This is a genomic window from Rhizobium mongolense subsp. loessense, assembly GCF_900099775.1.
Taxonomy (GTDB): Bacteria; Pseudomonadota; Alphaproteobacteria; order Rhizobiales; family Rhizobiaceae; genus Rhizobium; species Rhizobium loessense.
Genome location: NZ_FMTM01000024.1, coordinates 1 through 19,925, shown reverse-complemented (window position 1 = coordinate 19,925; position 19,925 = coordinate 1). Strand labels below are relative to the sequence as shown.

Below are 19,925 nucleotides of genomic sequence, written 5' to 3'. Positions count from 1 at the left end.
CCGATGTGACCCTGGTGCGCAACGGCAACGACGTGACGATCGTCATCGCCGAGAGCGCGGCAGGGGCCGGGGATGGCGGCTCGGTGCTGCTGAAGAACAATCTCGACGACTATTATTATCAGGGTGTCGAGAAGATCACCTTCGCCAATGGCACGACATGGACCAGAGCTGTTCTCAGAGCGATGCTTGTGAATTACGCCGGCACTTCCGGCAATGACACGATCACCGGCTTCAATGTTGCCGATGTGATTACTGCCGGCGCCGGCAATGACACGATCACTGCCGGCGACGGCAATGACACGCTTGATGGTGAGGCTGGCAATGACATTCTCGACGGCGGAAGCGGCGATGATACCCACATTGGCGGCGAAGGCGATGATTTGCTGATAGGCAATGTTGGAGCCGACACTTTTGACGGAGGCAACGGCGTCGATACTCTGGATTTCACTTACTACACTGCAAACCATAGTATCAATCTCGACACTGGGCTTGTGACATTCAGCGATGGAACGACCGAGCAGATCCTGAACATCGAGAACGCCATTGGCGGGGCAGGCAACAATGTGATGCAGGGATCGTCTGCTAACAACCGGCTCGAAGGACGGGATGGTAACGACGCGTTGTCCGGTGGCGCCGGGAATGACGTCCTTAATGGCGGCAACGGCACTGATAGCCATTTCGGCGGCGACGGCGATGATCTGCTAATAGGCAATGTTGGAGCCGACACTTTTGACGGAGGCAACGGCGTCGATACTCTGGATTTCACTTACTACACTGCAAACCACATTATCGACCTCGCAGCAAATCGGGTCATTTTCAGCGATGGCACATTCGAGGAAGCTCTCAACATCGAGAATGCAATCGCGGGATCCGGGAACAACGAGTTGCGAGGCTCGTCGGCCAATAACAGATTGGATGGGGGCAGCGGCAACGATATGCTCACCGGTGGTCAGGGGAGCGACACATTTGTGTTCGCTGCAAACTTCGGAAAAGACACCATATCGGATTTCCAAGTTGGTGCCGCTTCAGACGACATAATCGACCTTAAGTCGAATGTGTTTGCCGACTTTGCATCGGTGCTCGCAGCTGCAACGCAAGTTGGAACAGACACGCTGATCACCTATGACGCGAACAACTCGATCCTGCTGAAGAACGTCGCTCTGGCGAATCTGCATCAGGACGACTTCCGTTTCACTGCGGCAACCTGAGCGGGAACATAACTTGTCCAACAATGACACTCAGCCGCCGCAGGTCTTCCTTGTGGCGGTGCTTTCCTCGCTGAAGATGGCCTTTCTCGGCATTGGCGCAACCAGCGCGCTCGTCAACATACTCGCCTTGACCGGCTCCTTCTTTATGCTCCAGGTCTATGATCGCGTCATTCCCGGACGCAGCCTGCCCACCCTTGTCGGCCTCGGCATCATTGCCGCCACGCTCTACGCGTTTCAAGGAATCCTCGAACTCGTTCGTTCGATGCTCCTGGTGCGCGTCGGCCTGTCGGTCGATGAGCGCTTCGGAGAAACCGTCTACGATTCCCTCATTTTGTTCCCGTCGCGCATGCAGGTGCCTGGAGACGGTCTTCAGTCAGTGCGCGATCTGGATTCCGTTCGAGGTTTTCTGTCAGGGCCGGGACCAACGGCTTTGTTCGATATTCCCTGGATGCCGTTTTATCTGGGCCTGTGCTTTTTGTTCCATATATGGATCGGTGTGACAGCTCTCGCCGGTGCCCTGATGCTCGTTGGCCTGACGATTCTGGCGGAACTGAAGTCGCGTCAGCCGGCGAAGGAGGCAGCGAAGATCGCGTCTGAACGGACGGCGCTTGCGGAAGCAACACGGAGGAACTCCGAAGCCGTGCTCGCGATGGGTTTCGGCCATCTGCTTGGTGAGAAGTGGAGCGAGATCAACCGTCGCTATCTCAGCAATCATCTGTGTGCTACGAACGTGACGGGAACCCTCGGAACACTCTCCAAAATCTTGCGCATGATGCTGCAGTCCGCGGTGCTTGCCGTTGGAGCGTTGCTTGTCATTCGCCAGGAAGCCTCGGGTGGGATCATGATCGCCAGCTCCATCCTCGTCAGCCGCGCGCTGGCGCCGGTCGAACTGGCGATTGGCCAATGGAAGGGATTTGCCACAGCACGCGATAGCTGGTCACGGCTGCTCAAGCTGGCGCAACTCATGCCGACCGACGAGCGCGAGATGTCGCTTCCCAAACCGGTGAGCGCGCTGAAGGCTGAGAGCCTGCATCTCGCGGCTCCCGGCTCAAAGGTGTCAATCGTACGCGGCGTTTCCTTCGAACTCGTGGCCGGAGAAGCCGTCGGCGTTATTGGCCCTAGCGCCTCGGGCAAATCCTCGCTCGCCCGCGGTCTTGTTGGGTTGTGGCAACCGATCGCCGGTTCTGTTCGCCTGGACGGAGCATCGCTGTCGCAATGGGATCCGCGGGCGCTTGGCGGACACATCGGATACTTGCCCCAGGACGTCTCACTGTTTGGCGGATCGATCGCCGAAAACATCGCCCGCTTCGATCCCGACGCGTCATCTGAGAAGATCATTGCCGCCGCGAAAGCAGCCGGCGTCTACGACATGATCGTCCAGTTCCCCGAAGGCTTCGAGACCAAGATCGGCGAGCAGGGATCGGCACTGTCGGGAGGACAGCGGCAGCGTATTGCGCTAGCAAGAGCGCTTTATGGCGAGCCATTCCTGATCGTTCTCGACGAGCCCAATTCAAATCTCGATGCGGAAGGGGAGGCTGCATTGTCACGCGCGATCCTCGGTGTGCGGGCACGGGGTGGCATTGCTGTCGTCATCGCGCATCGCCCCAGTGCGCTTGCTTCAGTCGACAAGGTTCTCGTTCTGGCGAATGGTCAGATGCAGGCGTTCGGGCCGAAGGACGAGGTACTTAGAAAGACGACGCAACCGGCGCAACCGGCGGCTCCGCCTGTTCGACTGATCGCAAGTGAGGAAATGGCACAATGAAACATGATTATGCTCCGCTTGCGGAGAGTGCCATCAGGCGGCTGACGATGTTTGCGCTCGCTGTGATCGTTCTGCTGGTCGGCGTCCTTGGAGGGCTTGCGGCAACTGTCCGTCTTCAGGGCGCGGTCATCGCCGCTGGCACCCTGGTCGTCGACAGCTATGTCAAACCGGTTCAGCACCAGAAGGGCGGAACTGTGGGAAAGGTGTTCGTCAAGAACGGCGATCGTGTCGAAGCGGGGCAGATGCTCGTTCATCTCGATGATACGCAAACGCGTGCCAATCTTGGGATCGTTTCGAAGCGGCTGAAGGAACTCACCGCTCGGACCGCTCGCCTTTCTGCCGAACGGGATTCGAACGATGTGATCGTTTTTCCTGAGAGGCTCCTCAAAGAACGGGAAGCCGTCGAAGTGGCAGCGATGCTCGATGGAGAGCAACGGCTGTTCCACGATCGACGTTCATCCAAGATGGGTCGCAAGGCGCAGCTAGCCGAAAGGGTGCGCCAGCTTTCGAAGGAGGCGGAGGGGCTGACTGCTCAGCAGGACGGCAAGCGGCAGGCGATCGCCATCCTCAACAAGGAGCTCGCCAGCCTGCAGCCGCTGCTCGATCAGGGCATTATCCCGGCAACCCGGGTCTACGCCTTGCAAAGAGATGCTGCCGACCTCACCGGTGAACTCGGCAGCCTGATTGCCTCCGCGGCCCAAACCAACGGGAAGATTGCGGAAACTCAGTTGCAGATCATTCAGGTCGACGACGACCAGAGGACCGAGGTGTCGGACCAACTGCGCCAAGCCGAAAGTGAAATCGGGGAGTATGCCGAGCGTCTTGTTGCTGCTGAGGACGAGTTGCGGCACATCGATATCCGCGCGCCCCAGGCTGGTATTGTCCATCAGCTTGCCGTTCATGCGCCAGGAGCGGTCGTCACACCCGGTGAGGCGATCATGCAGATCGTGCCGGACAGCGATGTTTTGACTCCCGAACTCAAGCTGTCGCCACAGGACATCGACCAGGTGGCGGTGGGACAGGATGTCATGCTCCGGTTTTCGGCGTTCACTCAGCGGAGCACGACGGAACTGAATGGCCGCGTAACGAAGATCGCAGCCGACCTGACGACCGACCAGCGCACGGGGGAGAGCTACTACAGTCTCAGGGTGTTCGTTCCAGAGACCGAATGGGCGCGGCTGGGCAATCTCGTTCCCGTAGCCGGAATGCCCGTAGAGGCATTCGTTCAGACAGGTGAGCGGACTGCGCTAGCGTATTTGACAAAACCACTTACCGACCAGGTGGCTAGGGCCTTCAGGGAAGAATAGAGCCTGCCTCTTCGTAAACACAGCGATCGTAACACGAAGGTATGCCCAGTGAATGAATTTCGAGATTCATTATATAGCTGGCGAATCCAGAGATGTCATTCCTCGTGAATTCTATCGTCAAGCTGGCTGCCAGGTTCCCACAACGTTCTCGTGGCAAAAATCGCATATGTGGAACGGCCCGCTTGGCAAGATATTTCCTCATGTGTTTCCCCGATAAGGACGGTGCGGTCATATGTCCGGCCTGTTTTCTGGCCTTTCAGCCATGGCCACGATGAGATCCGCGGAGCAAATCGCCTAATCAGCTTCTCGCGCTGCAACGCGCTAGCGATTTTGCGGTCTGATTTGCTTCGGGATGTCGTCCCGTTGGGTCATCACAATTGGCACCTTGCCTGCCTCTCCGACAGATCGGTCGGAAAGCTCGTATGTTTAGGCTTGGGCGATCATTTTCGTTTCCCGATAGCTATCGCCTCGAACGAGAAGAGCCCAGATGATGCGCGCGATCTTGTTTGCGAGTGCGACGGCAATAACGTTGAACGGGCGGCGCAACATCATGGCCGCTATCCAGGGTGATAGTTGGAGGCCACGACGAGCGACCTTGAGAACCGACGTCGCTCCCGCGACAAGCAGCGTTCGCAGTTGCTGGTTTCCGCGCTTTGAGATGGAACCTATCCGTTCCTTTCCTCCGCTGGAGCGCGCGCGTGGGGTCAACCCAATCCAGGCAGCGAAATCTCGACCGGTTCGGAAACCAGCGGGATCCGGCACAACTGCTCGAACGGTCGCCGCAATGATCGGCCCCACGCCGGGAATCGCTGTCAGGCGCCGAGCGCAGTCGTCCTTCCTCACCGCTTCAAGGATTTTCCGATCGAGCCTTTCAATGCGTCCCGTCACGGTCTCGATTTGCTCGACGAGCTCTTCCAAAGCCATTCGCGCTGCACCCGGCAATCTCAGATCACTATCGTCGCGCACTATAGCGGCAAGGCTGATGATTCCGACCAGACCGGTCGACCCGACAATGCCCAGTTCGGCAAGATGAGCTCTCAAGGCATTGATTGCTTGAGTGCGCTGACGGATGAGCAAATCTCGCGCTTTGAGCACCATTCCGGCAGCCTGCTCGTCCTGCGTTTTTGCCGGTACGTAACGCATTGTCGGCCGGGTGACTGCCTCGCAAATAGCTGCGGCGTCAGTTTTATTGCGTTTGACGTAGGCCTTCACGTATGCGGGCGGCATCATCCGAACCGTATGCCCCAGGGCCTGAATTTCCCGAGCCCAAAAATGCGCACTGCCACAGGCTTCCATCCCTACGAGGCAAGGCCGCAGTGTGCGAAAGAAGTCCAGCACCTGCGATCGACGCAGTGCGCGAGTATGATCACGTCTCCTTCTTCGGCTATGCCATGAACCTGAAAAACGGATTTGGCCAGATCGAGCCCGACTGTGGTAATCTTCTTCATGGAGCGGTCCTTCTTCTTTGTGGCGTTTCAACACGACCACGTTAGGCACTTGATGCCGATTGAGAAGGGCCGTTCCACCTCATCAGCTTCGGGCCTTCGGGACGTGTGGGCCATCTAACAGTCTTAACGCCAAAGCAGCAGGGCAGCTTAGCGTTCTTTGCCCTTGGCCACGATCGCGTCGGCCGCCTATTGCTGGGTTGCCATGCGCTTGACCAACGCAAGAAGATCGCGCGTCGTATCGTGCGGCAGCGGCCAACACGAGTTTTGCCAGTGCGAGATGATCGCAGGCCTCCTCCGGGGTTCTACCCAATAGATGCGGCGCTGCCTCATAGATCATGTCCAGCGGCATGAAGCATGCGAGTATCATGCACTTTGGAGAAATGCGCGCTCGTATCGTCCATAGACTGGGATCGAAAGGCCGAGCAGCGGCGCAAGGTCGCCTGTGGTCGACGTATGCGGGAGGCTGGCGAAGACTTACCAATCCTTTTGGCTCAGCCCAGCCAAAAGAATAAGCAGTACAAAAAGCGCCATAAGAGGAAATATAATCTTGGCCAGCGCGCTTAACGAAGCTGGTGTGAGGTCGTCAAGTTTTCTAACTCTGGCGATCTTTGGAAGCATTATGCCAAAGATTATAGCGAAGACGATGACCGCACCGACAATCAGCAAGTTAGTCATTCGATTTTCCATTCAGGAGAACTTCAACCAGTTTTCTAAGGCGAGAGAATATGCAATCGCATTATGTGAATAGATAGTTGACGTTGTGAATATGTAACCTCAAGAAGGGATCGAAGATGCTGAATACACCGCCGATTGGGGTATGCCGAGTTTTGGATATTTAGGATCTCGCTTGGCGTCGGAGCTGACGGCGGTTTCATTTCTTCAGCGACGAAAGCACCGCCACAAGGAAGACCTGTGGCGGCGTGGTGTTACTGTTGGACAAGTTCAGATCCCGCTTGTCGTTTGGCACTTAATCGTAAGAATGCGGCCGTTCCGGCGAGCTAGGGCACTTAATGTGAGATTCTTTAAAGCGATTTTCGGCGCTTAACGCCTTCAGATGCGTTGGGGCTTACGTAAGGCGTGATCTTCCGTTGCCTCGAGCCAAAGCAATAAATGCCTCACTAAATCCATGTCCCGCTTCATGCGTTTCCCTCCGCTTTGGAGAACGCCAGAACGCGCCGCTGAAAACTCTCAGCGTTGAAAGCGGCTTGACGATATTCGTCCTCCACCACGGGTTCGAGCGCTGCCGCCTTCAGCAGGTTCTCATGAATAAAATCTTGGCCGGGCTCGCTGCCAGGCAACGTCCACCCCGATAGAGCTTTATCACCATTTAGCCGCGCCAAGGCGGTCAGCCGGAAATCGATCGCCATCGCCAGCTCGCGCTTCTGGCGTTTCAGCCCCTTATCATCGAGGAACCGGAACAGCTCGAACATGCGTGCCTCGTAACTGTTGCGCCGCTCGGGAGGCATGCCGGAATGAAGGCGCAAAGCTTCGCCCGAGAGCTCAGGAGTGACGTTCGTCTTGTTGACCTGATTCAGAAAGTCCATACCTGCCCCCCGGATATGTGATAGAGGACATTATCACATATAATCAGTGCCTTGGTGTCAACTGCCCTGCGGGTCGTAGGTTCAGATCTGTTCAAGAGCGTCATCCGGAAACTTCGTTCGAGATTTTTCGGCTAAAAGCGGTGACCGGTGACAGAGACGCAATTCGACCCCTTAAATGGGATCGTGGTTGGAGAGATAATTAAGACCTCCGGTGAGCCGATGGCTCTTATCATTCTCATGCCCGTGTAAGGAATAGAGCGGATCAGATACAATTGATTAGGCTCTTACCGACCGCGTCGCGCAAGACCTCGCTGGCTCCGCCCCAAATCGATTGAACGCAGCTCTCTACCAAATCTTGAGTGGCTCGTTCACCTGACTTACCGCTAATTCCCGACGCTCCACGGAGTTGGACCCCGAGCAGTGCGATTGATCTCAGAGCTTCGGTTGCGCGCAATTTTGCAATGCTTGCTGAACGGGGATCGTGGCGACCACGCATTTGTTCGGTAATGCATGTATCGATAAATGCTTGGTTCACGCAGCACTCGCTATAGAGATCCGCAAGCTTGGTGTAGGTCGTTTGGTAATCTAGAAGTGTGCCTGTCGAGGTTTTACGCGTTTGGCAAAAGTGAATCAATTCCTGAAGGATCGTGACAGCCGAAGCTTGGGCATAAATCGAGAGCATCAGTCGCTCCAGTCCGAGGAACGTAAACAGATAGAAGAGTCCTTTTCCCTCAATGCCGAGAAGTTTGCCATCCGGAATCTTACAGTTTTCGAAGATCAATTCACACGTATCGAGCGCCTGCATCCCTGATTTGGAAATGGGCGCACGTTTGATTCCCTGCATGTCGGTGTCGACAATGAGCAAGGTCAATCTCGTGTTATCTCCTCCAGGTGCGCTGCAGTCGCGCCCGGCGACGATGACCGCATCTGCCGTGAAGCCGTTCGAAATATGAGTTTTGTGCCCATTGAGAATGAAGCCGCCATCGACCTTTGAAATTGTCGTGCGCATCTGCGCGACTTCACTACCTGACTGAGGTTCGGTCATGGCAATCGCGCCAATCCGTTCGCCCGAGCATAGTCTTGGGAGGTAGGCTAATTTCTGCTCTTCGGTCGCGAGCTGCAGAAAATAGGGAGCGACAATGTCGCTCTGCAAGAATGTAAGAAGGCCGGAAAACCTGCGTTTGCCAAGTTCTTCCGCGATAACCACCGATTGGAGAAAGGGTGCGCTGTGCCCACCATACGCGCGAGGAGCGGTGCGGCATAGCAATCCCGCTTGACCAGCCTTGATCCAAGCCTCCCGTGGCACACAGCCGGCCCGCATCCAACTCTCATAGCATGGCGCAATCTCGCTATCGAGAAAGTCCCCAATCTGCACACGGAACTGTTCGTCCGTGAAAGAAAAAATGCTGCGCCGGATCATTCTAAGCCTCGCAATGCTGACATGCCGATACGCGTCCCGATAGCGGGATAGCTTCATCTGTTACGACAGCATTTCGCTGCCACCGCGGAGCAGTCTTGGCCAAAAGACCGAATCCGGCGTCCTATATCGCGATCTTTTCCGTCCGAAATCACGATATAGGAGCCGTGGCACCACAATGCAGCGAGCGCGGTTCTGAAAAAAAATGTGGCAGTGGTTGGCGATTGACCTTACGCGTAGGTCAATTTATGGGGGATGGCATGGTACTGAAACACGATCTGGGTCGTGCGGAACGACAGTTGCTGAGATAATTTCATTCTATTGCATTCGAGCCGCCGTGGGTGACTGTCATGCTTTTTATCCCGTTTCCTTTCGCTGTCGCCATCGTGCTCCTCGTGTTGTTTGCTTCTGTTTTCTGGCAAGATGACGACCGACCAGCAAATCTCGCCTTCGTGACACTTATCCTTGTCAGTGCTTTCCAGTCCGTGCTGTCGGGACTGCGATGGGGTTACGGGGTCCAGGCCGTCATGTATGTGGCCCCTTTGGTCGCGGCTATCATGCCGCCGCTCGTTTATGCGGGCGTGTTCCAGCTGGTTAAGAAGAGCACGCGACCGCCGCTTCTGCGTATTGGCATTCATCTCCTGCCGGCAGTTTTTGTCTTGATATCGATGGTCGTTTGGCGCGAAGCAATCGATGTCGTCCTCTTTCTTGTCTTCATCGGCTATGCGATCGCCATATTGCGCCTGATGCGACCGGGAATGGACGCACTTCGTCTTGCGGCCTTCGACGAAGCCAGGCCCGCCTATTATGCGAGCTTGTTCGCAGCCGCTGCACTGCTCCTTTCCGCAGTGCTTGATGCGGCCGTGACGTTTGATTTGATATGGACGCACGGTCGCTACGCGCCGACGCTAATTGTCGGCGGCAACATGGCAGCACTGGTCATTTTATCAGCGGCCGCGGCCGCCGCCAGCCGCAGCCGCGCGGCGAGGGATGTGCCAGAAATCATCGAGGCCCCCAAAGCTGATGCTGAAGATAGTGAGATGATGACTGCTATCCAGGCGCTAATGGTCGACAAGAGGCTCTATCAAGATCAAAGCCTGACGGTGAATAAGCTCGCCCGCAAAGCCGGCTTGTCCGCGCGCCAGATCTCCGAGGCCATCAACCGGGCTGCCGGCAAAAACGTCTCGCAATATGTCAATGAGTTTCGCATTGCGGAGGCCTGCAAGTTGCTGACCGAAACCGAACAATCGGTCATTGAGATCATGTATTCGGTCGGGTTTCAGACAAAATCCAACTTCAATCGCGAGTTTCGGCGATTAACTGAAATCACACCCTTGGAGTGGCGCAAAAGGACGATTTCGAGGGAGTAAAGAAGGCAAAAAGTACCAGATCGCGATCTAGTACGGTCTGAAACGCGTTTGAGGTCGAGTTTCTGCCAGTGTCGTTCATCTTGGCGACATGAACACGATCACCGAAGAAAATCGCAAACTCGCCGAAACGCTCAGATCGCTTTCTCTTGAGCCTTCGTTCCAAGCAATCGAGTCGCCAGTCAGGAAGGATCGGCGGCTTGTCCTCTCGAGTGTCCTGCTCGCACTGGGCGTCAGCGCAATTGCTCTGGCCGTCTTCTGGCCGGATATCGCGCCCCGCCTAAAAACGACACTCGAGCAACAGCCGGAAATCGCTCTGCCCCATAGCGTCGCGCAAACGGGCGATAAGCCTAGCACGATATCCAGTCAGGCGGCCGCAGGCACCAGTTCGTCCACAAATTCACCTAGATTGGCGTCCGCGCCGGAGATAACTGGCTCCGGCTTCGTCGTCGCGCCACACATCGTGACCGTCTTTTCCAAATATGAGGGGCAGATCGCCTCTGTTGGCGCTCGCATTGGCGACTATGTCGAAGCAGGGCAGGTCGTAGTCGGGATTGCCGACGTCAGCGCCGACTTTGCGCTCGAGCAAGCCAAGGCCGACAGCGATGCAGCCAAGCTGGTACTTGATGGAAAGATCCTGGAGCTCAAACAGGCCAACAGTTCACTGCAACGCAATGCGGCGCTCTCCGCAAAGAGTGCTGTCTCGATCCAGACGGTCGAGGAAGCGCAAACAGCAAGAGATACCGCATTGAATGCGGTTGATCAGGCGCGCCAAAGCTATGCCAAAGCACAACTCGGCGTGAGGATCGCGCAAGAGCATGTCGATGCACTGATTGTCAGAGCTCCAATTTCGGGCACGGTGACGCGGCTTGACGCTCATGTCGGCGGCAGAGTGTTGGCCCGGGTGGACAGCATCAAGGAAAGTGAAAGCCTGCTGACGATCACCGATACCAAAAGCTTGGTGATCGACGCCGACGTTGCGGAGACCAATATTGGCGAACTTCGGCCCGGCCTTCGCGGCGAAGCCGTCCTAGACGGTTTCCCGAACAAGCCCTTTGCAATCGAGATCCTGCAGCTGTGGCCGGTTGCCTCGGCGGAAAAGGGCACGATTACCCTGCGCCTTGCGCTTCTCAACCCGCCTGACGGCACCATGCCAAACATGGCCGCCCGCATTCGTATTTCGATCATTCCAGCACAACAGCCAGGAGACATTCCTCAATGACCGCCTCCACAAGTAAAGAGCCTTATATCGCGCTCAACAGTGTCAGGAAGGGATACAGGATAGGGACCGAGACTGTCCCGATCTTTTCCAATCTGGATCTGCAGATCGCCCGCGGCGAGTTCATCGCCATCATGGGACCTTCCGGCTCCGGAAAGTCAACACTGCTCAACATGCTGTCGGGCATAGACAGGCCGGATTCGGGTCGCTTGCGCATTGGCGTAAGCAACCTCGATCAGATGGGCGAGTCGGCTCGCTCCTCCTGGCGCGCCCACAATATGGGGATCGTCTTCCAGTTCTATAATTTGCTGCCGATGCTCAATGCGGCCGAGAACATTGAACTGCCGCTTCTGTTGAAGCCGCTCTCGTCGAGAGAGCGCCGGGTTCGCGTCGACAAGGTCCTGGATCTGGTCGGGCTTGCCGGTCGCCAGAGGCAATATCCGAAGCTGATGTCGGGCGGCCAGCAGCAGCGCGTGGGTATCGCGCGGGCGATTGTGGCGGATCCGGCCTTGCTGCTCTGCGATGAGCCTACCGGCGACCTCGATCGCAAATCGGCCGACGAGGTGCTGGAGATGCTGCGTTTTCTGAACAGGGAACTGGGCAAAACCATCATCATGGTCACCCACGATCCGCAAGCCGCAAGCTATGCCGGCCGAACCTTGTATCTCGACAAGGGAAAATTCGTTGAGGAGCGGAGGGCCGAGGCATGACCTTTCTCGATCTCGTCCGAAAGAGCGCATGTCGAAAACCCATGCGCACGATACTGCTGATGGTCAGCGTTGCCACGGCCTTTCTCATTTATGGTCTGACGACGAGCTTCGTCGATGGCAGCCAGGGATCCTCGGCGGCCAGCGAAGACATTCTCGGGGTCATGAGCGCGGCAGGCCGAACACAGCCGCTGCCGATCTCCTACCTGAACCGGATTGCCGCCGAACCGGATGTGGCTGCCGTCGGTTATATGTCGCGCCTGCGCGGATTTGCGACGGTCGAGAAGAACATCATCCCCGTGAGTGCTGCCGACCCTCAACGTCTCTTGAGTTCGAATGGCCGGGAGCTGGGATTGACGCCGGAACTAATGAGCGCACTTGGCAAGGATCGCAGCAAGGTTTTGGTCGGCCGTGCGCTCGCAGAGGCGCAAGGATGGACCGTAGGCCAGAAGATCACCGTGACCAGCTTCGATACGGTGAAACAGGATGGCAGCCGCGACTGGTCCTTCGATATCGCTGGCACCTTCGACGGCGAAGATGCCTCCACGGACACGTATTTCGTAGTCGCCCAATATGACTATGTGAATGCACTGCGTGCACGCAACAAGGATACGGTCGACGCCTTTATTGTCCGACCGCAGCCGGGTGTCCAGACCGGAGAGCTTGCTTCGAAAATAGATCAATTGTTCGTCAATTCGGCCGCGCCGACGCAGACCAAGTCGGAAAAGCAATTCCTGGAAGCCTTTCTGCGCCAGTACGCCGATATCGGATTGATCGTGAACATGGTCGTCGGGGCAGCCTTCGTCACGCTGTTGATGATTGTCGGCAATACTATGGTCTTCGCCGTCCGCGAGCGCACGTTCGAAATCGGTGTCCTGAAAACCCTGGGTTTTTCCGGCTCCTGGATCATGGCTCTGATCCTTGGAGAAACGCTCTTCATCTTCCTCGTTGGTGGAACCATCGGCCTCGTGCTCGCAATGCTTGCAACCGCGATCACAGGCCCGGCGATAGGGTTGGTTTTTTCTAACGCAATTTTTGCAAGAGCCTTGGCAATGGTCACCTTGCTTGCGCTTGTGACTGGTGCCCTTCCGGCCCTGAACGCTCTCAGAATCCCGATAATCTCCGCATTCAGAACGAGGTAGATCCATGTCTTCCAACGCCAAGCAAGCAGCCGTGATGATCCGGGCAAACCTGTTCAGCCTGCCGCGGCGACATTCCATCTCCGTCTCCATGGTTATCTCCGTGGCGCTTGTCGTCTGCGTCCTTGCCGGTTTTCTGGCGATGGCGAGAGGCTTCGAAACCGCTCTGCAAAGCGCCGGCTCGAATTCGGTGGCTGTCATTCTGGGCGGCGGCACCAATCAAGAGGCCGGCTCCGATGTTCCGGCTTCAGTCATCCGCACACTGAGCGCGATGACTGATGATCTTGGTGTGACACAAGATGCAAACGGGATGCCGATCGTCTCGCGCGAAATCGTCGTTGCCGTCGATGCCAACTCAAGCGAGACAGATACGCGGCGGACAATCGCCCTGCGCGGTATGGATCCGTCCGGTCCGTCGATCCGCGATAATATCACCTTGTCGGCCGGGCGCATGCTCGCTCCCGGTACACGCGAAATTGTCGTCGGGCACCGACTTGCACAACAGTTTGGGTTTTCCATCGGCAGCGTGGTGCGCCTCGGTACGGTCGACTGGACCGTCGTCGGTCTCTTCTCGGCGCAGGGCAGTGCGTTCGAGTCCGAGATATGGGCCGATCTCGACGCGGTTCGAGCAGCCTTCGATCGGCAGGGGCAAGTGCAAAGCCTACGCATGCGCCTTGCCAGCGCCGCCTCGCTACCCCGACTGCAGGAGAAGCTTGGTACGATAAAGACGACACCGTTGCGCGCCGTTGCCGAAGCCGAGCTTTATGCGGCCCAATCGGGCCGGACCGCTAGCCTCATCCGATTGTTCGGCTGGCCACTCGCGCTTCTGATGGCCGTTGGTGCGACCGCGGGTGCGCTGAATACGATGATGAATTCGGTTTCCGATCGTACAGTCGAGATCGCAACAGTCCGGGCTCTTGGCTTCAGTCGGATATCTGCGTTCCTCGGAACATGGGTGGAGGCCGTTGTGCTTGCCGCCATCGGGGTGGCGGTCGGACTGCTGGCCTCCTGGCTGGCCTTCAATGGCTGGCAGGCAAGCACCATGGGTGCCAATGGTGCTCGCATGGCGTTTCAGCTCTCCGTAACCGGCGAAGTCATGGCGACGGCGGGCCTGCTCGGGCTTGCAATCGGTATCCTGGGCGGCGCGTTGCCTGCGATCGCCGCAAGCCGGCTTCCTCTGACCGCAGCCTTGAGATCAAGCGGGTAGCTCCTGGCATGACAACTAATATCGCAAAACCGGGCTCTGACCTGCGCTGCAGCCAAAGCCCTTATCGACGCCGGGCGTGATCGACGCCCAAACGCAATACTTGAGCACTAGAGATACCAGACAATGCCATCAGGCTCGGCATTCAAAATTCGCGCAAATCACCTTCGATCGATGAGAAACACAATCATGCCGCGATTTTTGCGTGATGCGCACTTGCGCTTAAAGGCAAGTTCGCATTCTCTAATAGGCGGGATGCTTGCGGTATTTGTTGCGCGCAAAAAAGCACCCCTGATGTCGCTCGGCTGGATCTTTGCAAAGGCAATTGAAACGGATTCATTCGGCCGCGGTCGAGCATAGTTTCAATTGTCATTTTGATGATCGAATTTCTGCGGGAGTTTCCAAAATGATCAGTCTTCCTTTGCCGATCTTGACAACAATTTTCCTCGCCATCGTTCTGTTGCGACGACTGAATTCCAAGGATCGATGGGGATCGCCGCTACTTTTAATCACGATCGGCCTTTATGCCCTCCAGTCACTCTTGGTCGGAATTAAATGGACTCTGGGTGGCTTTCCATCGCTAATCCTCGTCAGCGTATCGCTTGCCATTCCACCGATGACCTGGTTGGCCCTTGCTTCCTTGATCGGCAGATCAAAAGAAGCAAATGCGGCGAGGGACATGGCCGTTGCCCTCGGGTCGGCCGCAATCTTTGTCGTTGCGGTAAATATCTCCGCGTTCCTCGGCTATTTCGTGTTTGCGGAGGCCATCAGCATCGGCGTCTACATGATCTATGGCATCGGTTTCATCGTGATCGCCTATCTGTCGGATCATGAATGGATGGAAAACCAGCCATTCCACATGGTTTTTCCGGCCAGGTTCGCTTCTTTCGTCGCAGGTGGAATGTTCCTCCTGTCCGCGACGATCGATCTGATCATCGCCTGCGATATTCAATGGAACAATAGCAGCATATCGTCGGCGCTGGTCGGCTACGGCAACCTGTTCATGCTCTGCATCCTGATCTCGTTGTTCCTTGGCGTGGGCTCGAGGCAGATCATTTCAAACGTTCCAGCGGATCTGGAACATGATCCAAGACGTGATGACAAGCTCAATCAGGAAATCGTAGACCGCCTGGATAAGCTCATGGCGGACACCAAGCTTTTCCGCGATGAATCCTTGTCGCTCGATCGGCTCGCGCGCAAACTCGGTGAACCCTCGCGGCAGATATCGATGGCGGTCAATAGCCTGCGCGCGATGAACGTACCGCAATATGTAAACACGTTCAGGATTGCGGACGCCTGCGATCTGCTTGAGACAACCAATGAGTCGATCACCGAGATCATATATAAAACGGGATTTACGACCAAATCCAACTTCCACCGCGAGTTTCAGCGCATTACTGGCTATAGCCCGGGAGCTTGGCGCAAGAGGTCGCTTGTCCCTGATCAGAAGGGAATAAGGGCGAAGATGGATCGCCTTCGCGTCGCAGATCAGCCGCTACCCGCTAAAGGCTGACACTGCAGTCCCGGAACGCCGTCGACACTGCGGCTTTTTTCCGACTTCCAGTTTAACGCCGATGGCGAAGCGACTCCGGAAAGGGTGCTCCGCCATCATTTTTCTACAACGCAGCGCCGTTGAGATGTAACAAGGTCTGGTAGATGCTCCCTTGACAGAACCGCGCGCCTTGCTCAACACCGCCCGCTAAGCCCAATCAGTCACTTTGGCGAACGTGATCGGATCGATGCCTGACCGCCAGGCTATTCTTGATGTCCGCGAGCAAAGACAGGCTTGCCATGGCGTTTGTATAGTCCACCCCGAAATCCACTAGACACGCGATCTCGTCGACGCCGGCTCTATCGAGTTGTTCGACGGTTGCTATGACATCCTGCGGCGTGCCGAAGAGTCCGCTCTCATTCATGTAGCGCTCGCATGCTTCTAAGAGCATCGCGTCGCGCAGGGCAGCCGCTGTCGCCGAGTTGCGCCGCTCGTGCTTGACGCGTTTCGTGGATGCATGCGTCAGGTCGAGGGAACTGCCGAGATAAGCCATCAAGGGCTGCTGAATGTCTTTGATCGCGCGGACCCTGTCTTCATGCACGTAAGTGTGCATCATTAGCGTCACCTGGCCCTCGCCGTCATACCCGCTCTCTTTGCGGCTGCGACGATAAAGTTCGATCTTCGCGGGCAGCTCGTTAAGCTCCTGTCCGCGAAGATGGGTAAGCACATTGGCGCCTATCCGGCCGGCGGCGATGAAGCTTTCAGGCCGGCCTGTCGTCGTCAGCCAGATTGGCAGACTATGCTGCATAGGACGAGGGAAGGTCTTCACGGGGCGATCGGAGATGATGACGTCATCACCTTGCCAAAGCTTCCTCACCACATCGACGTCGCTGGACACCCGTTCCCGGCGCGCCTCGAATTCCGTCGTAGAGAGAATGAAATCGTTGGCATTCCATCCGGCCGCAAAGGAGATGCCGACCCTACCGTTCGACAGATTGTCGATGACGGCCCATTCCTCAGCGATGCGTATCGGGTTGTGCAACGGTGAAACGACGCTGCCGGCGCGCAGCCCGATCTTAGTGGTGACCGTGGACAGTGCCGCGGCCAGGACGGATGGATTGGGAAAAAGCCCGCCAAATGCGTGGAAATGACGCTCGGGGAGCCAGACGGCTTCAAATCCGTTGCGATCGGCAAATTTCGTCGCATCAAGCAGAAGCCTGTAATTATCAGCGCCCGGTTTGCCGCGGTCGTCGTTGGAAAAGAAGGAAAGACTAAGCTTGACCTTGCTCGTGGTTTCGTGCGCCGCATGGTGCATGCCGGCGGATAAGTGATTGACGGGCGGCAAGGGAAGTGCGACTTCCGCAAGCCCGAATTGATCGCTTGGCATGATAACTCCTTTTTGCTGCTTTGGGGATATGCCGCGACCGCAACCTGCGGTCGACGATAGTAGCGCGGCGCAGGGCCGTTGCACTCGAATTCGGCCTGATCGGCGCGATCTTTTGCCACCTGCCGCTGAACCGGGTTATGGCGAACCTGCGAAAGTCCCTGACATTTCGGCCCTCAGCCCGGCTCGCTTATTTCGCTCGGCCGCAGTTCCAGCATCCGGCCGGCATCGACCTTGCCGTTGACGTTGAGGATAAACTTGTCGACGATACGGATGTCGCGCGGCACCATTACTGCTGGCAGCGCCAGTCGCATTTCGGCGATTAGGCGATCGCGGGTGACGTGGCGATCCGTATGCATTTGTGCAAACAGGACGATATTGGTCACCCGACCATCGGTAAGGAGCGGAACACAGGTGGCTTGGCGCACATAGGGAAGGTCGTTCGCAACGCGCTCTATTTCATTCAATTCGATGCGATTGCCGTTCCATTTGACCTGACGATCGACCCGTCCAAGCAGGATCAGGCTTCCATCGATGTCGATATAGCCGAGATCCCCGGTCATGTAGGTGCGCATGCCGGCCCAATCGCCGAAGGCATGGTTGCGCGGATGGTCGGACGGCAGGTAACCTTGACCGACTTGCGGTCCAAGGAGCTGGACTTCGCCGGGCTCACCACCGCTTGCCTCAGAACCATCTTCGCGCAGGATGCGCATGCTGGAAGGCGCCAAAGCCGGTCCGAGAGGCAGCAGATCTCCGGTCATAACGTCGGCTTCATCGAGGACCTTGGCATGCGTGACGCAGGTGACTTCGGTCGGTCCGTAAGCATGGCAGAGGCTTGCATTGGGGAACCGCCGCCAGAGGTCTCTGATCAAAGACTTCTGAACGACCTCGCCACCGACAAAGAAACACCGCAACTCGGGAAACGCCTCGCCATTGAAATCTTTGTCTGTGCACATGATCTGCAGCAGTGACGGCGTCGAGAACCAGGAGGCGGGTGTGGTTGCGCCGTTTTCGGCGAGCAGACGTACGTTGTTTCGAGCAAGAACATTATTGCGATGATCCATCATGATGACGGCGGATCCGTTCGCCAAGGCCGGCCACAGGTCGAGCATACCCATGTCGAAGGCCAGGCTAGCATGGTTGACGTGGGCGCCATCGCCGGCCAGACGTTGCCGCATCGGCCCGTACCAGCTGTCGAAATGCTTGAAGTTTTCCCTGGAAATGGCGACGCCTTTCGGCTGCCCCGTGCTGCCCGAGGTGAAAACGATGTAGAAAAGCGTGTCGCCACCAATTGCAGGAATCGTGGGATCGGCTGGCAACGGTGCCGCTTCGATTGCCCGGAGATCGATTTGATGGAGCAAGGGCAGGTCAATATCGCCGCCCGCCACGAAGGCATGGCTTGCTCCTGCAATGTGAGCGATCACTTCGATCCGTTGAACGGGGTTCGATCGGTCGACGAAGACGAAGGGTCTGCCGGAGAAAGCGCAGGCCAGCATCGCGGCGACGCAATCATGCTCCTTATGGCCGATCACAACGAGGGGTCCGGGCTCGATCTCTCGCAAGCATGACCGTATGCCTTCGCAGCGCCGCCCCAGTTCACCAAAGCAAGTGACGCCGCTGTCACTGACCAATGCTGGCCTCTCCGGAGATTGAAGGATGTGGCCGCGTATGCGATGCAAAATATTATCTACCATGAGCTTTCTCCGCAGGTGATTTTTTGAACAGGCTAAGCCCTTTGCGCTACCAACTCGAATGCGCGCGATTTCCACCAAAGGCTGATGCGCCCTCGAGGCGCTAATATCGAACGGAATACAGGCAGCAAGTCTCCTGGCCGGCTCTGCGCCGCCAGCCCAAATAGACTGGTCTTGCAGATGACTGTCAGGACCGTGGCGCTCTGGGCAATCACCCTGTCGGCCTGCCTGCGGGCATTCGCTCCGATGCCGAACGGCACGAAATGGGCCGGATGGCCGGCACCGTTCAGGAAACGCCTTGGATCGAAGCGGGTCGGCTGTTCCCAGCAACGCCCGTCGCGGTGCAGCAGAAAGGGAGAAAACAGCAAAGTCGCCTGTGCGGGGATCGTCATGGTGTCGAAATTGAGATCCTGGCTTGTGGTGCGATAGAAGAACGGAAGCTCGGGATAGAGGCGCTGGATCTCGCTGGCGACGGCGGTCGCCAGGCTGGAGGCACCGGTCTCGCTCAGGGCTTCCTTGGCGATCTCTTCAACGAGGTCTGGGTCCTGGCCGAGATGGACCAAGGCCCAAAGCAGGCTGAGACCGTCGATGCCCAGCCGCTCGAAAAGGATGCGAAACAGGACCGGTCGCAGATGGTCGATGCGCTCTTCTGCCTGGATATCGCCGGGCATTGCCTCAAGGAGCGAGGCGAGGATAGTGCGGTCGCCCGTCCTTGCGGCAGCCAAACCAACGCGAACGGCTTCATCGAGAAACGCGCGGGTCCTCTGGAACTCCTCCAGCGTCTCGGCATCTCGAAGGGCCCCGGTGTTCTTATTGAACATGAAGCGATGAAACACCTGCACCTGCGCGATCCCCTCGGCCATGTCCGTATCAGGCATGGCTGTGCCGAAGATGGTATGGCAGGTGCTTCGCACGGCCCACATGCGGCACATGGATCTAAGATCGGTCACCGACGCGGTCGCCTCCTTCAGGAAGGTTGCCGTCGCATGTTTAAGGGCCTCGTCGAACCAGAGTTCCAATGCGCCGCTCAAGCTCG

The 19,925-nt window shown here is 57.1% G+C and carries 15 protein-coding genes and 1 pseudogene; 9 read left to right on the top strand and 7 right to left on the bottom strand.

The annotated features are described in order from the left end of the window. The 3 genes from BLP23_RS32640 to BLP23_RS32630 form a co-directional block, all read left to right on the top strand. A partial coding sequence (locus tag BLP23_RS32640) for a M10 family metallopeptidase C-terminal domain-containing protein (RefSeq protein WP_139187152.1) occupies positions 1-1,208 on the top strand: 1,208 nt, incomplete at its 5' end. A gap of 13 nt (positions 1,209-1,221) precedes the next feature. Further along, positions 1,222-2,970 carry a type I secretion system permease/ATPase gene (locus BLP23_RS32635; protein WP_092588799.1) on the top strand — a complete coding sequence of 583 codons (1,749 nt, stop codon included), beginning with the start codon at positions 1,222-1,224 and terminating at the stop codon, positions 2,968-2,970. Next, entirely contained in the window at positions 2,967-4,277 is a 1,311-nt protein-coding gene (locus BLP23_RS32630) for an HlyD family type I secretion periplasmic adaptor subunit (RefSeq protein ID WP_092588798.1), read from the top strand. Before BLP23_RS32635 ends, BLP23_RS32630 begins: the two co-directional genes overlap by 4 nt. 426 nt (positions 4,278-4,703) lie before the next feature. On the opposite strand, the pseudogene BLP23_RS32625 reads toward BLP23_RS32630, so the two are convergent. The 4 genes and pseudogenes from BLP23_RS32625 to BLP23_RS32605 form a co-directional block, all read right to left on the bottom strand. Beyond that, positions 4,704-5,725: pseudogene (locus tag BLP23_RS32625) on the bottom strand (IS110 family RNA-guided transposase). A gap of 474 nt (positions 5,726-6,199) precedes the next feature. Beyond that, entirely contained in the window at positions 6,200-6,400 is a 201-nt protein-coding gene (locus BLP23_RS32615; protein WP_092588797.1) for a hypothetical protein, read from the bottom strand. Between the two features lie 461 nt (positions 6,401-6,861). Then, positions 6,862-7,269, bottom strand: a complete 408-nt coding sequence (locus BLP23_RS32610) for a hypothetical protein (protein ID WP_092588796.1) — start codon at positions 7,267-7,269, stop codon at positions 6,862-6,864. Between the two features lie 262 nt (positions 7,270-7,531). Beyond that, positions 7,532-8,689: an acyl-CoA dehydrogenase family protein gene (locus BLP23_RS32605; RefSeq protein WP_092588802.1), complete on the bottom strand. Its 1,158-nt coding sequence runs from the start codon at positions 8,687-8,689 to the stop codon at positions 7,532-7,534. A gap of 347 nt (positions 8,690-9,036) precedes the next feature. Between BLP23_RS32605 and BLP23_RS32600 the strand changes: the two genes are divergently transcribed. From BLP23_RS32600 to BLP23_RS34030, 6 genes are all read left to right on the top strand, one after another. Next, positions 9,037-10,056 (top strand): helix-turn-helix domain-containing protein, encoded by a 1,020-nt coding sequence (locus BLP23_RS32600; RefSeq protein ID WP_092588801.1) that lies wholly within the window; start codon positions 9,037-9,039, stop codon positions 10,054-10,056. Positions 10,057-10,144: 88 nt separating this feature from the next. After that, positions 10,145-11,275, top strand: coding sequence for an efflux RND transporter periplasmic adaptor subunit (locus tag BLP23_RS32595; protein WP_092588795.1), 1,131 nt, complete (start codon positions 10,145-10,147; stop codon positions 11,273-11,275). Next, positions 11,272-11,982 (top strand): ABC transporter ATP-binding protein, encoded by a 711-nt coding sequence (locus BLP23_RS32590; RefSeq protein WP_092588794.1) that lies wholly within the window; start codon positions 11,272-11,274, stop codon positions 11,980-11,982. Before BLP23_RS32595 ends, BLP23_RS32590 begins: the two co-directional genes overlap by 4 nt. Beyond that, positions 11,979-13,121 (top strand): ABC transporter permease, encoded by a 1,143-nt coding sequence (locus BLP23_RS32585; RefSeq protein WP_092588793.1) that lies wholly within the window; start codon positions 11,979-11,981, stop codon positions 13,119-13,121. Before BLP23_RS32590 ends, BLP23_RS32585 begins: the two co-directional genes overlap by 4 nt. Before the next feature lie 4 nt (positions 13,122-13,125). Beyond that, positions 13,126-14,325: an ABC transporter permease gene (locus tag BLP23_RS32580; protein ID WP_092588792.1), complete on the top strand. Its 1,200-nt coding sequence runs from the start codon at positions 13,126-13,128 to the stop codon at positions 14,323-14,325. 805 nt (positions 14,326-15,130) lie between these two features. Continuing rightward, positions 15,131-15,835 (top strand): helix-turn-helix domain-containing protein, encoded by a 705-nt coding sequence (locus BLP23_RS34030; protein WP_167364061.1) that lies wholly within the window; start codon positions 15,131-15,133, stop codon positions 15,833-15,835. A 196-nt stretch (positions 15,836-16,031) separates the two neighbouring features. Here BLP23_RS34030 and BLP23_RS32570 read toward each other — a convergent pair whose 3' ends face one another. The 3 genes from BLP23_RS32570 to BLP23_RS32560 all read right to left on the bottom strand — a co-directional run. Further along, positions 16,032-17,201: a MupA/Atu3671 family FMN-dependent luciferase-like monooxygenase gene (locus BLP23_RS32570; protein WP_092588789.1), complete on the bottom strand. Its 1,170-nt coding sequence runs from the start codon at positions 17,199-17,201 to the stop codon at positions 16,032-16,034. 173 nt (positions 17,202-17,374) lie between these two features. After that, positions 17,375-18,967 carry an AMP-binding protein gene (locus tag BLP23_RS32565; protein WP_167364060.1) on the bottom strand — a complete coding sequence of 531 codons (1,593 nt, stop codon included), beginning with the start codon at positions 18,965-18,967 and terminating at the stop codon, positions 17,375-17,377. Beyond that, on the bottom strand, positions 18,925-19,925 hold a 1,001-nt coding region (locus tag BLP23_RS32560), incomplete at its 5' end, for a cytochrome P450 (protein WP_092588786.1). The genes BLP23_RS32565 and BLP23_RS32560, both read right to left, overlap by 43 nt.

Excerpts from the sequence above, each read along its gene's own strand:
- BLP23_RS32585 (WP_092588793.1), top strand. The coding sequence starts at position 11,979 with ATGACCTTTCTCGATCTCGTCCGAAAGAGCGCATGTCGAAAACCCATG.
- BLP23_RS32580 (WP_092588792.1), top strand. The coding sequence starts at position 13,126 with ATGTCTTCCAACGCCAAGCAAGCAGCCGTGATGATCCGGGCAAACCTG.
- BLP23_RS32595 (WP_092588795.1), top strand. The coding sequence starts at position 10,145 with ATGAACACGATCACCGAAGAAAATCGCAAACTCGCCGAAACGCTCAGA.
- BLP23_RS32605 (WP_092588802.1), bottom strand. The coding sequence starts at position 8,689 with ATGATCCGGCGCAGCATTTTTTCTTTCACGGACGAACAGTTCCGTGTG.
- BLP23_RS32600 (WP_092588801.1), top strand. The coding sequence starts at position 9,037 with ATGCTTTTTATCCCGTTTCCTTTCGCTGTCGCCATCGTGCTCCTCGTG.
- BLP23_RS32570 (WP_092588789.1), bottom strand. The coding sequence starts at position 17,201 with ATGCCAAGCGATCAATTCGGGCTTGCGGAAGTCGCACTTCCCTTGCCG.
- BLP23_RS32630 (WP_092588798.1), top strand. The coding sequence starts at position 2,967 with ATGAAACATGATTATGCTCCGCTTGCGGAGAGTGCCATCAGGCGGCTG.
- BLP23_RS32590 (WP_092588794.1), top strand. The coding sequence starts at position 11,272 with ATGACCGCCTCCACAAGTAAAGAGCCTTATATCGCGCTCAACAGTGTC.
- BLP23_RS32610 (WP_092588796.1), bottom strand. The coding sequence starts at position 7,269 with ATGGACTTTCTGAATCAGGTCAACAAGACGAACGTCACTCCTGAGCTC.
- BLP23_RS32615 (WP_092588797.1), bottom strand. The coding sequence starts at position 6,400 with ATGACTAACTTGCTGATTGTCGGTGCGGTCATCGTCTTCGCTATAATC.